12 protein-coding genes and 1 pseudogene are annotated in these 12,614 nt (G+C 51.5%); all 13 read left to right on the top strand.

Going from position 1 to position 12,614, the window contains the following annotated elements; translation table 11 throughout:
* Nucleotides 1–484: pseudogene (locus tag H6B10_RS07720) on the top strand (glycoprotease); the annotation flags it as partial.
* Nucleotides 463–1,692, top strand: coding sequence for an exodeoxyribonuclease VII large subunit (xseA, locus tag H6B10_RS07715; protein ID WP_204651063.1), 1,230 nt, complete (start codon nucleotides 463–465; stop codon nucleotides 1,690–1,692). The pseudogene H6B10_RS07720 and the gene xseA, both read left to right, overlap by 22 nt.
* Nucleotides 1,689–1,904 (top strand): exodeoxyribonuclease VII small subunit, encoded by a 216-nt coding sequence (xseB, locus tag H6B10_RS07710; RefSeq protein WP_204651062.1) that lies wholly within the window; start codon nucleotides 1,689–1,691, stop codon nucleotides 1,902–1,904. Before xseA ends, xseB begins: the two co-directional genes overlap by 4 nt.
* The gene (locus H6B10_RS07705) at nucleotides 1,901–2,788 is read left to right on the top strand and encodes a polyprenyl synthetase family protein (RefSeq protein ID WP_204651061.1); all 888 of its coding nucleotides are present in this window, start codon (nucleotides 1,901–1,903) and stop codon (nucleotides 2,786–2,788) included. The genes xseB and H6B10_RS07705 overlap by 4 nt, the downstream gene beginning before the upstream one ends.
* Before the next feature lie 11 nt (nucleotides 2,789–2,799).
* Entirely contained in the window at nucleotides 2,800–3,273 is a 474-nt protein-coding gene (locus tag H6B10_RS07700) for a divergent PAP2 family protein (RefSeq protein ID WP_204651060.1), read from the top strand.
* A gap of 31 nt (nucleotides 3,274–3,304) precedes the next feature.
* Nucleotides 3,305–5,179 (top strand): 1-deoxy-D-xylulose-5-phosphate synthase, encoded by a 1,875-nt coding sequence (gene dxs, locus H6B10_RS07695; protein WP_204651059.1) that lies wholly within the window; start codon nucleotides 3,305–3,307, stop codon nucleotides 5,177–5,179.
* On the top strand, nucleotides 5,176–5,997 hold the full coding sequence (locus H6B10_RS07690) for a TlyA family RNA methyltransferase (protein WP_204651058.1): 822 nt from the start codon (nucleotides 5,176–5,178) through the stop codon (nucleotides 5,995–5,997). The genes dxs and H6B10_RS07690 overlap by 4 nt, the downstream gene beginning before the upstream one ends.
* Nucleotides 5,998–6,013: 16 nt before the next feature.
* Complete coding sequence (locus tag H6B10_RS07685; RefSeq protein ID WP_204651057.1) at nucleotides 6,014–6,856, top strand: NAD(+)/NADH kinase; 843 nt, start codon at nucleotides 6,014–6,016, stop codon at nucleotides 6,854–6,856.
* The gene (locus tag H6B10_RS07680) at nucleotides 6,853–7,323 is read left to right on the top strand and encodes an arginine repressor (RefSeq protein WP_204651056.1); all 471 of its coding nucleotides are present in this window, start codon (nucleotides 6,853–6,855) and stop codon (nucleotides 7,321–7,323) included. Before H6B10_RS07685 ends, H6B10_RS07680 begins: the two co-directional genes overlap by 4 nt.
* A gap of 35 nt (nucleotides 7,324–7,358) precedes the next feature.
* A complete protein-coding gene (gene recN, locus H6B10_RS07675; protein WP_204651055.1) occupies nucleotides 7,359–9,026 on the top strand; it encodes a DNA repair protein RecN in 1,668 nt (555 codons plus the stop codon).
* A 376-nt stretch (nucleotides 9,027–9,402) separates the two neighbouring features.
* Complete coding sequence (tyrS, locus tag H6B10_RS07670; protein ID WP_204651054.1) at nucleotides 9,403–10,623, top strand: tyrosine--tRNA ligase; 1,221 nt, start codon at nucleotides 9,403–9,405, stop codon at nucleotides 10,621–10,623.
* 140 nt (nucleotides 10,624–10,763) lie between these two features.
* Nucleotides 10,764–12,164 carry a DNA repair protein RadA gene (gene radA / locus H6B10_RS07665; protein ID WP_204651053.1) on the top strand — a complete coding sequence of 467 codons (1,401 nt, stop codon included), beginning with the start codon at nucleotides 10,764–10,766 and terminating at the stop codon, nucleotides 12,162–12,164.
* Between the two features lie 9 nt (nucleotides 12,165–12,173).
* Nucleotides 12,174–12,614, top strand: a 441-nt coding sequence (locus H6B10_RS07660; RefSeq protein ID WP_204651052.1) for an SseB family protein, incomplete at its 3' end; no start/stop codon positions are given.

Below are 12,614 nucleotides of genomic sequence, written 5' to 3'. Positions count from 1 at the left end.
TACAATCACCCCCTTAGGTACAAGCAGTGATCTCTATGCGGGGCAGGCTGTAGACCGTCTGGGTGTGAAGTTGGGCTTTCCGTTTCCGGCAGGACAATACGTCAGTGAGCAAGCCGCCCTGTGTGCGGACGATATCCGCCCCAAAACAAGTGTGCGGGGGATGACTTGCAGTCTGTCCGGTCTGGAGAATCAGTGTGCAAAGCTTCTGGCTGAAGGGAAAACGCCTTCTTATGTGTGCAAGTATTGCCTTTTGTGCATCGCTGAAACGTTGGTGCGTATGGCAAACGCCGCACTGGAACAGCATAGGGGCGTTTCGGTTGTATTTGCCGGTGGCGTTATGAGCAGCGAATTGATTCGCGCATACGTCACAAAGCGCATTCCCGGTGCGCACTTTGTGCCGGGAAAATTTGCCAGCGATAACGCGATTGGTGTTTCCATTTTGGCTGCCAGGGAGAGTCATGTATGGCCGACTTCATCAATGTAACGACCTTGAACCGCCTGGCCAAGGATGTGTTGGCGCAATGCGAACCTTTAAACGATCTGATCGTTTGCGGGGAAATTTCCGGTTTCACCAGGCATTACAAAAGCGGTCATATGTATTTCGTTTTAAAAGACGAAACCGCAAGCGTAAAGAGCGTGATGTTTCGCAGTCAAACACGATTGCTGAACTTTGAACCGCAAAACGGTATGCTGGTACTGGCCTATGGTCACGCTACGATCTATGAGCGGGACGGTGCTTTCCAGCTCTATGTGGATTATATGCGGCCTTTTGGTGCCGGTGCGGCACAGATGGCCTTTGATGCCTTGTACAGAAAGCTGGAAGCAGAAGGTTTGTTTGCGCCACAACGCAAGCGGCTTTTGCCCGCTGTGCCGCGCTGCATTGGTGTGGTGACCAGCAAAACCGGTGCAGCCTGGCAGGACGTACAGAATGTTATTGGGCGGCGCTGGCCCATGGTCAAATTGCTGTTAGCTCCGGTCAATGTACAAGGCCTGGAAGCCGAACGCAGTATCGTTGAAGGAATTCATGCCCTGGATCGGGATGAGCGGCCGGAGCTGATTCTGGTTACCCGAGGCGGTGGAAGCAAGGAAGATCTTTGGATTTTCAATAGCGAGCGTATTGCCCGTGCGGCAGCTGCTTGCAGCAAACCGGTGGTATCGGCTGTTGGCCACGAAATTGATACCACTATTCTTGACTATGTAGCGGATCTCCGTGCACCGACACCTTCCGCGGCCGCAGAACTCTGCGTGCCGGACCGGATGGAGGTTCTGCAAAAATTATCCATTTTACAGGATAATATTCAAAAAAATATACAGAACCGCGTTCAAATATGCTATAATAAAATCGAGCAGGCAGCTGTGCAACAGGGAATGCAGCGGCAACGGCAATCCATGGATCGCAAGATGCAGGAATTGACCCGAATGCAGGAAGCTGTGGTAAAAGCCCAGGAAGGATACTATAAGCAGGCCAATCAGGCACTGCAGTCGGCTGCTGCCCTCGCGTTTTCGTTGAACCCGTATGAGGTTCTTGCCCGCGGTTATGCGATCGTCAAGCAGAAGAACAGCGTACAAACGGTGGAACACCTTCAGGTAGGAGATCAAATCACAATCTGCGGTGCAAAAGCCGAAGCGGATTGTACGATACAAGCCGTCCGGAAAGATTCCGGTACGGCAAAAGGAGCAACACAGGAATGAGGCAGCCAAAATCTTTTGAAGAAGGAATGCAGCGCCTGCAGGAATTGCTGAATATTTTGCAGGATGATGCAACGCCGCTGGCGCAGTCTGTAAAGGTGTATGCAGAAGCTGCCAATCTGATCAGTTACTGCAAACAGACGCTGGATAATGCAAAATTGCAGATTGAAGAAATCGATGCGCAATTGGCAGAAAAGGCAGGGGACAACGCATGACGCACGATCAATATTCGACTACTTTCACGCACTGGGCGGAGTCTGCTGAAACACGCCTGGTTCAGCTTTGCGATGCCTATTTGCCGGCAGAAAGCCGTATTGGTCAGGCGGCGCGGTACAGCCTTCTTGGTGGCGGTAAACGCATTCGTGCTGTATTGACGCTGGCTGCCTGTGAACTTGCAGGTGCCTCGGCTGAGTCCGCTCTGGATTATGCCTGTGCGCTGGAAATGCTGCATTGTTACTCATTGATCCATGATGACCTGCCCTGCATGGACAACGATGATTTCCGCAGAGGAAAGCCCAGCTGCCACAAGCAGTTTGGCGAGGATATTGCGCTGTTGGCCGCGGATGCTCTGGTAACGGCTGCTTTTGAAGTCATTGCAAATGCAGCGCTGCCGGCGGAAAGCCGCATTCAGGCGGCCTCTGTGTTGTCCCGCGCCGGTGGTGCCCGTGGTATGCTGTTGGGGCAGGAACTGGACAAAATATATGAGCAGGAACCCGCAACAGAAGAACAGCTGAGGAGTTTGCACGCCCATAAGACCGGTGCGCTGATTATTGCTGCCACGGATTTGGGGTGTGCGGCTGCCGGTGCTGCTCCGAGTATCCGGCAGGCTTTGAACTGTTATGCTGCCGAAGTAGGGCTTGTATTCCAGATCGTGGACGATATTCTGGATGTGACTTCCACAACGGAAGAACTTGGCAAGCCTGTGGGTAGTGACGTGGCGCATGACAAAACCACCTTTGTATCTTTGTATGGACTGGAAGGTGCACACCGTCTGGCCGATGAGCACAATACAACGGCCTTGGCCGCACTGCAAAAGTTGGGTGAGTCTGCAGATTTTCTGCGGTTACTGGCTGTTGAATTGCTGCAGCGGAAAAAATAAGGATGTAGCTTATGACATTTTTACGAACTGCCTTGAGCTGGAATTTTGTATTGGTGACGGCGCTTTGCGCTTCCATTACGGCGCAAATTATTAAAGTGCTGCTCAATCTGATTACGTTTCGTCGCTTTATTGCAGAACGCATGTGGGGTGCAGGCGGTATGCCCAGCTCCCACTCGGCTACAGTCTGCGCTATGGTAGTGGCAACTGGGCGGTTTTGCGGCGTGAGTTCCCCTGAATTTGCAATTGCGGCTGTTTTGTCGATTATTGTTATGTACGACGCCATGGGTGTACGTTATGAAACGGGTGAACAGGCGAAACTTCTCAATCGACTGTTTACCGAGTGGATGGATCAGGGTGCAGCTTCTTTTCCGTTCTTGCGCGATAAAAAGCTGAAAGAAATGGTAGGCCATACCCCCATCGAGGTTCTGACCGGTGCCATTTTGGGGGTCATTTTGGGCTTTGTTATGCCGATGCCCCTTGTATGAAGTATAAAAACTACCGCGGAGGTGCTATGTAATGACTTATCCGCTTTTGGAGCGCATTCAAGCGCCTGGAGACGTCAAATTATTGGCAGAGAAGGATCTGCCCAATCTGTGCGAGGAAGTCCGGCAGTTTTTGATTCAGAGTGTGTCCTCTACGGGCGGTCACTTGTCGTCCAATTTGGGCGTGGTGGAACTTACGGTTGCGCTGCATCGTACGTTGGATTTACCACAAGATAAAATTTTATTTGATGTTGGACATCAGTGTTATACGCATAAGCTGCTGACGGGGCGGCGTGCAGGCTTTTCCGCGTTGCGGCAAAAAGAAGGTCTGTCAGGGTTCCCCAATCCGAAAGAAAGTAATTGTGACACGTTTGTGGCCGGTCATGGCAGCGCGGCACTTTCTACAGCTATCGGAATTGCCCGCGCCAAGAAAATCAAAAATGAGCCCGGAAAAGTAGTCGTGATTGTAGGTGACGGTGCTTTTACCGGTGGAATGGTTTACGAGGGCATGAATAATGTCAGTAAACTCAATAACCTGATTGTCATACTGAACGACAACAAAATGTCGATCTCGAAGAACGTGGGGCAGATGGCCAACTATCTGACCAAGCTGCGCACAGATCCCAAATATTTCCATGCCAAGGCACATATGGAAACGGTTCTGGAAAGCATCCCGCTGGTTGGTGATGCCCTTGTAAAGGGACTGCAAAACGGCAAGCAATTGGTTCGTCGCGGCATCTATCATTCGACCATGTTCGAAGAAATGGGATTCCAGTATATCGGGCCTGTAGATGGCCACGATGTTTTTATGCTGGAACAAATGTTGAATAACCTGCGTGAACAGTTTGCGCCGATTTTTCTTCATGTTGTTACGCAAAAGGGCAAGGGACTGAAACCTGCCGAAGAAAACCCCGGTGAGTTCCACGCTGTTTCTTCTATCGATTTGAACCATCTGACAAATCCGGAACTTTCCCCCAAGGATTCTTTCTCCACTACCTTTGGTTCTACGTTGGCCCAGTTGGGGAACGAGGAGCCGCGCCTTTGTGCCATTACTGCGGCCATGAAATATGGCACAGGGCTCAACTTTTTTAAACATGCACACGTTGATCGCTTTTTCGATGTGGGAATGGCGGAGGAACATGCGGTCAGCTTTGCGGCGGGACTTGCCAGCCAGGGGCTTTTGCCTGTGGTGGCAATCTACTCCACCTTCTTCCAGCGTGCTTACGATCAGATCATTCATGATGTCAACCTGATGAAGCTGGATGTTTTGTTTGCGGTTGACCGTGCCGGCCTGGTACCGGGCGATGGCGAAACGCACCAGGGCATTTATGATACAGCCTTCTTCAGCCAGATCGGGATTCCCGTATATGCACCGGCGAACTACGAAGAACTGAAATACTGGCTGCGCTATCTGGTGCAAAAAGAGCGTGGCCCGAGGTCTATCCGATATGCCCGTGGTGACGAAAAGCCAGCCCTGGCTGCCCTTGGGTGCAGCGGTAATACCTTTGACCGGGTTGAACAACGCCCTTCTGCGCGCATTGCGCTGGTAAGTTATGGCGCAGAAGCGGAAGAAATCATTGCAGCGTGCGACTTGCTGCAACAGAAGGGAATTGCGGCCGACTGTTACAAGCTGGTGCGCCTGTACCCTCTGCCGGAAAAAATCTGTGAAGCGCTGCAAAATTATGAAATGATTTTGTTTGCAGAAGATGCTATTCGTACCGGAGGAATCGGTGAACAGTTGGCCTTTGCCTTGCAGCAATCCGGGTGGCGGGGAACTTATTTGCTTCACGCTGTAGATAATACCCACATGCTGCATGCCAATGTACCGCAGCTCCGCCGCGATCAGGCATTGGACGCTGCCGCACTTGCTGCAGATGTCTTGCGTTATGTAAAGGAGAAGCACCTATGAGCAAAATCCGTTTGGACCAGTATTTGTGCCAAAACGGTCTTGTGCAGAGCCGTGAGCGGGCAAAGGCGCTGATTATGTCAGGCATCGTTTTTGTAAATGAACAGAAAGCCGATAAAGCCGGGGAGATGATTTCGCCCGACGCCAAGGTGGAAGTTCGCGGGCATGATATCGGCTATGTCAGCCGCGGCGGTCTGAAACTGGAAAAAGCTATGCAGGTGTTCCCGATGAAACCGGATGGAAAAGTCTGCATGGATATCGGCGCCTCTACCGGCGGTTTTACCGACTGTATGCTGCAAAACGGTGCCGTCAAAGTGTACGCCGTGGATGTTGGCTACGGGCAGTTGGCCTGGAGTTTGCGCACAGATCCTCGTGTAGTCAATATGGAGCGTACCAACATTCGCAATGTAAAACCGGAAGACCTTACAGAGCCGGTTGCTTTTTTCAGCGTAGATGTTTCGTTTATCTCTCTCAAACATATTTTCCCGGTGGCAGATCAGATTTGCACAGGGGATGCGGTGGGCGTTTGCCTGGTAAAACCCCAGTTTGAGGCCGGACGGGAAAAAGTTGGTAAAAAAGGCGTTGTACGCGAACCGGATACCCATTACGAAGTTCTGAAAATGGCCCAAGGGTATGCGGCAGCCAATCATTTTACTGTTGCCGGCATGGATTTTTCACCGATCAAAGGCCCGGAAGGAAATATCGAATTTCTAATGTATGTGCAGCACTGCAGCGACCCGCAAATTTTGCCGGAAGCTACGCTTTTGGACGTTGTCCGGGCCGCACATAACGCATTGGATAAAGCTCCCAATCTACACTAAAGGAAGGAACCCGTACATGGCGGTCTTGCTGATTCCCAATATCACAAAAGATCAGGGATTGGTTGTTACACGACGTGCTGCAGAAATCCTGCAGCAGTTGCATGTTCCGGTCCTGGTTCCGGATTATGGCATCCATTGGCAGTTGTCAGGTGTCACCGTGTTGCCTGAGGAGCAGGCTTATCGTCAGGCAGATCAGGTACTTACCATCGGCGGTGACGGCACATTGCTGCGCAGCGGACATTCCTGTGTCCGTTATGGAAAGCCTGTGTTGGGAGTTAATTTGGGGCGAACCGGCTTTTTGGCCACCTGTGAAGTTGAAGAACTTCCGGACAAATTGCCGCGTTTGGCACAGGGAGACTACTCCTTGGAAAAACGTGGTTTGCTCTGTGCTGTTGCCGCTGACGGCGCGTGGCAGATGCGGGCCATCAATGATATTGTGGTGTTTGGCGAGACTCGTATGCACCCCATGGACTATAGGGTCTACTGCGATGGTGCTTTTGTCAGCAGCTACCGGAGCGACGGGTTGATTTTGGCTACGCCTACCGGTTCCACGGCATACTCTTTTTCTGCTGGGGGGCCGGTATTGGATGGCGCTGCTGACGTAATGTCGCTTACGCCGGTATGTGCGCATAACGTACATACCGCGCCTTTGGTTTTTGCCGCCAGCCGCACCTTGGAAATCGTTGCGGACAGCGAAAACCGCGATCGCTGTTATGCCTGTGCCGACAGCGGACCGCAGAACATTCTTTTGCCGGGGCAGAAAATGAAGGTTACCGCTGCCCCTGAAAAATTACAGTTGATTACCTTTCAAGAATCCGAACAGTTTTGCGCAATAGAGAATAAGCTCATGAGGAGATGATTCCAATGAAAAGTGCACGTCATCAGGCAATTTTAAATCTGATAGAGAAGCATCCGATTGATCGGCAAGAGGATCTGCTTGCACACCTGCGAGAAAAGGGCTTTGATGTAACACAGGCGACGGTTTCGCGTGATATTCGCGATCTGCAACTGGTAAAGGTTGCCGATGCCGAAGGGCGATACCGCTACATGCCGGCAGCAGCATCCGGGAAAGTGACTCATTCTCCCAGTCGTTTCGAAATGATTTTCCGGGAATCCGTCCTCAAGGTGGACTACGCGGGCCATATGGTTCTGGTCAAATGTTTCTCCGGGATGGCCAATGCGGCTTGCGAAGTCTTTGACGCAAAGCAATGGAACAATGTGGTGGGTACACTTTCCGGTGATGACACCTTCTTTATTCTGATGCGCACCGAGGAAGACGCAGCAGAAATCTGCAAAGCCTTACAACAGTATGCACGCCGCGGTTGAGCGCAGCTGCACAAAAACAGGGGAGGGGCTGGCCTATGCTGGCAAACCTGAAAATTGAAAATGTTGCTGTAATCGAAAAAGCGGAAGTGAATTTTACCGAAGGTTTCAATGTCCTCACAGGTGAAACCGGCGCCGGTAAGTCCATTCTTATTGATTCCATCAATGCGATTCTGGGCAATCGTACTTCCCGGGATTTGGTTCGCAGTGGTGCTTCCAAAGCCAGTATCTGGGCTACTTTCGAATCCATTCCGGATTCGGTAAAAAAGCGTTTGGAGAAGTGTGGGTATGAAGCATCTGACGATTTGTTGCTATACCGGGAAATAAACGCTGAGGGAAAGGGCAGCTGCCGCATAAATGGGATGCCCGCCACTGCCAGCGTCGTGCGGGATATATCTGCCGGGTTACTTTCCATCCATGGGCAGCACGACAGCCAGGGGCTTACCAACCCGGCGTTGCATTTGGGCCTGCTGGATCAATACGCCCGGAATCGTGAACAGTTCGCACGGTATTATCAGTGTTACCGGGATCTTGTTGCTGTAAAAAGGCAACTGGATGCCCTGAACACCAGCGAGGCTGACAAACAGCGCCGTATGGAAACCTTGTCGGCAGAAATCGACGCCATCGACGAGGCATCACTGCAGCCTGGGGAAGAAAAAGCGTTACAGGAACGCAAAAACGTGATTGCCCATGCGCAGAGCATCCTGCAGGGAATTACTTCAGCCCATCTGGCGCTTGCCGGTGATGAGGACGGAGAAGAATCCGGCGCGGCTGACCTGTTGGGAAGCTCGGTAGATGCCTTACAGAACAGCGCGCGCCTGGACGAAACATTGGCGCCCCTGGCGGAACGTTTGCAGGAACTTTATTACGGTGCTCGGGAACTGGCAACCGATTTGGCTGACCGCCTTGACGCCTATGATTTCGATCCGGGGGAACTCAACCAGATTGAAAGTCGCTTGGATACGATCTATCGGATTAAGCAGAAATTTGGCATGGAAGTTGAAGAACTTCTGGCGCGAAGAGAAGCTGCCGCAGCGGAGCTGGAAAGTCTGCAATCTTCGGGGGAAAAAATTGAAGAACTGAGAGCCGAAATGCAGAAACTCTATGCCAAAGCCAAAGACTCTGCCGAAGTATTGACGCAAACACGCCTGAAAGCCTTTACGGCCATGAATCAGCAGATGCGCAAAGCGTTGGAATTCCTGAATATGCCGGGAATACGCTTCACTTTGCGGCACGCAAAAGGACCTTTGTCTTCTCACGGACAAGATAACGTGGAATTTTTGATTTCTACGAATCGGGGTGAGGAGCCAAAACCGCTGGCAAAGATTGCATCCGGTGGTGAATTGTCCCGCATTATGTTGGCCTTCAAGAGCGCGCTGGCAGATCGGGATGCCTTACCCACTGTTATCTACGATGAAATTGACACCGGTGTTTCCGGACTGGCAGCTGGTCGTATCGGGCAGTTGCTGCACCAGACCGCCAAAGGGCACCAGGTGCTTTGCATTACCCACACACCTCAAGTGGCAGCCTTTGCAGACAATCAGCTATTGATCCAGAAAAATGTCCGTGGGGAACGAACTTATACTGAGATTCATACCTTGGATCTGGATGGGCGTGTGCAGGTATTGGCACGGATGATTTCCGGCGATAAAGTCACAGAACTCAGCCTGGCCAACGCACGGGAACTGATTGAAAAGTCCCGATAATCTATTACCCATTGCCGGCTTGACTTTCCTTTTTGAGTATGATACAGTTATATTTACAAAATGTGTTGAGGGGCACAAGTACCCGCAGTGAAGCTGCCACAGAGAGGTTCCGGCTGGTGAAAGGAACTGACAGCCCATTGCAATGGGGAATACAGCCCGGAGCAGCAGGCTGAACGTGAAACCAGTAAGCTGAGCCGTGTGCGCACGTTATAGCGCTTGGGTGTTGTGGCGTCCCTTTGGCTGCTGCACCTGCGAAGGCCTGCTACCGCGAGGTTCGGGCAAACAGAGGTGGTACCGCGAATTTTCGCCCTCTGCCAAATTTACATTTGGCAGGGGCTTTTTATTTTGCCCTTGCCGCAAATCAGGAGGAACTTTTATGACGATCTACGATGAACTGAAAGCGCGCGGTTTGATCGCGCAGGTGACCGACGAGGAAGAAATCAAAGAAGTCATCAACAATGGTAAAGCAACCTTCTACATTGGCTTTGACTGCACCGCGGACAGTCTGACCGCGGGCCATTTTATGGCTTTGACCTTGATGAAGCGTCTGCAAATGGCTGGTAACCGTCCCATCGCCCTGATTGGCGGTGGCACCACCATGATCGGCGATCCTTCCGGCCGTACGGATATGCGCAAAATGCTCACAAAGGAAGACATTGCGCACAATGCAGAATGCTTCAAACGTCAGATGGAGCGTTTTATCGAATTCGGCGATGGCAAGGCTATGATGCTGAATAACGCCGACTGGCTCCTGAACCTGAACTATGTAGAGTTGCTGCGCGAGGTTGGTGCCTGCTTCAGTGTCAATAACATGCTGCGCGCCGAGTGCTACAAGCAGCGTATGGAGAAAGGTCTCTCCTTCCTGGAATTCAACTACATGATCATGCAGAGCTACGACTTCTACTACATGTTCCAGCATTACGGCTGCAACATGCAGTTCGGCGGCGATGATCAGTGGAGTAATATGTTGGGCGGTACCGAACTGATTCGCCGCAAGCTGGGCAAAGACGCTTATGCTATGACCATCACTCTGCTGACGGATTCTCAGGGTAAGAAGATGGGTAAAACTGCCGGCAATGCTGTCTGGCTAGACCCCAACAAAACGAGCCCCTTCGAATTCTACCAGTACTGGCGCAACGTGGGAGACGCAGATGTCATGAAATGCATCCGCATGTTGACTTTCCTGCCGCTGGAGCAGATCGACGAAATGGCAAACTGGCAGGGGGAGCAGCTGAACCAGGCTAAAGAAATCCTTGCCTACGAGCTGACCAAGATGGTTCATGGTGAAGAAGAAGCCGAGAAGGCCCAGCAGACGGCGCGTGGCCTGTTTGGCGGTGCTGCTGACCACGAGAATATGCCCAGCACGACGCTGGATGCCTCTTTGGTAAAGGACGGCAGCGTTGGTCTGCTGGCTGCTATGGTGGCTGCCGGTTTGTGTGCTTCCAACCGTGAGGCACGGCAGCTTGTGCAGCAGGGGGGTGTCCTGGTAGATGGTGAAAAAGTGACCGATCCCAAAACTGTTTTGTCGGAAGATGCGCTTCGCAATGGCGTTGTAATCAAAAAAGGCAAGAAAGTATACCACAAAGTAATGCTGTAAAAAAGTTGCCGGGTTGTATCCGCCAAAGAGTACGGATATGCCCGGCACTTTTTGTAAGGTCAAAGATTTATGCGGTTTGCCTTGCCCCTGCGCCACATTTAGGATATAATAAAAGAAGCCTGTAAGTAGGGAGAGAAAATATGCCCAAAGACAAAATGAAAACGGTATATGTCTGTACCCAATGCGGCGAAACCAGTCCTCGCTGGCTGGGGCGCTGCCCGTCATGTGGGGCGTGGAATACAATGACAGAGGACGTTGTGGTAGAACCTGCTAAAGCAACTACCACCCGGAGTGCAGCTCCAGCCCGCGTTCCCGGGCAAACCTCTTTGGTGCCGCACAAACTGAAAAACATCAGTACAACGGAAGAAAAGAGCCGGATTGTTACAGGAATCAGCGAACTGGACCGTGTTTTGGGCGGTGGCATTGTAGTAGGAAGTGTCACTTTGATTGGTGGCGAACCGGGCATTGGCAAATCTACCATACTGCTGCAACTTTGCGGAGAGGTCAGCAAAACCAAGAGTGTTCTGTATGTCACAGGCGAAGAATCTGTCCGTCAGATCAAGCTCCGGGCTGTTCGTTTGGATGTTCCTCAGGATAATATCTCTCTGGTGGCCGAAAGCGATGTGGACGAGATTTGCGGTCTGATTGAATCTATGAAGCCGGATTTGGTGGTTATCGATTCTATCCAGACGATGCGGTGTACGGACATCTCTTCTTCGTCCGGAACCGTAAGCCAGGTCAAGGAGAGTACCGCTCGCTTTTTGAATGTGGCCAAAACCTTGGAGATTCCCACATTTATCGTTGGCCATGTAAATAAAGATGGTGCTATTGCAGGCCCCAAAGTTATGGAGCATATTGTGGATACCGTTTTGTATTTTGAGGGCGATAAGACGCTGCCCTATCGCGTTTTACGCGCGGTAAAGAACCGATACGGTTCCACCAATGAAATCGGTATGTTTGACATGACCGGCCGAGGATTGGCACAAATCGAAAACCCTTCTCAAGTCATGTTGGAGGGCAGGCCCTTGGGAATCAGCGGCACCTGTGTGGCCTGTGTCATGGAAGGGACCCGTCCTGTTCTGAGTGAAATTCAGGCCCTTGTAGCCAAAACCAGCTTCCCCAGTCCAAGGCGGACTGCCAGCGGCTTTGACTATAATCGGATGTACCTTCTGCTTGCCGTTCTGGAGCGTCGCGCCGGGTATACTTTCTCCAATCAGGACGTCTATGTGAATATCATTGGCGGTTTGAAGTTGGACGAAACCGCTTGCGATCTTCCGGTCTGCATTGCTATGGCCTCCAGCTTGCTGGATCTGCCGGTAGGGGAAAAGACCGTAGCCGTAGGGGAAGTAGGTCTGGGGGGCGAAATACGCGGTGTTCCGCATTTGGAAGCGCGCCTGCGGGAAATCCAGCGTCTTGGCTTTGATACTGCCATAGTTCCCAAACACAATTTGAAGTTGATCGATCCGGCACAGTTTCCCGGCTTGAAGCTGGTCGGTGTATCTTATCTGCGAGAAGCCATCAATACCATCAAACTGAAATGAGGAAGAAGCATGCCTGAACGCAATGAGCAAAAAGCTCCGGCTTTGAATCCGGCCCTGAAAGAAACCATCGCTGTATTGAGGAAAGAAAACAGCCCGAAGAACCTGAACGCGGTTATCAATGAACTGGTAAAGTCCCCCTTGCTTACCCCGGCAGTGTTCGATATCAAGGGCGCCCCTGCACCGAAGCCGGGGCCCGATGGAAGAGTACAACTGCCCAAAGATACCAAAATCAGTTTGGTCATGCTGAACAGCAAAGATGATAAACATTATTATCTGGCTTTCAGCGATTGGGATGCAGTCCATGCATGGCAAAAAACGGCAGGTCAGGGACGTCAGATCATGATGCTGCGCTTTGACGATTTTGCCAATATGCTTCAGAAAAATCAGGAAGCCTCCGGTTTGGTCTTGAATCCCGGAGAAAACAGCCTGCGGTTGGAATCTGCGCTGATC

Source organism: Gemmiger formicilis, from assembly GCF_016901605.1.
Lineage (GTDB): Bacteria > Bacillota > Clostridia > Oscillospirales > Ruminococcaceae > Gemmiger > Gemmiger formicilis_B.
Note: the sequence above shows the minus strand (reverse complement) of the source record. Positions and strands in the feature narration are given on the sequence as shown.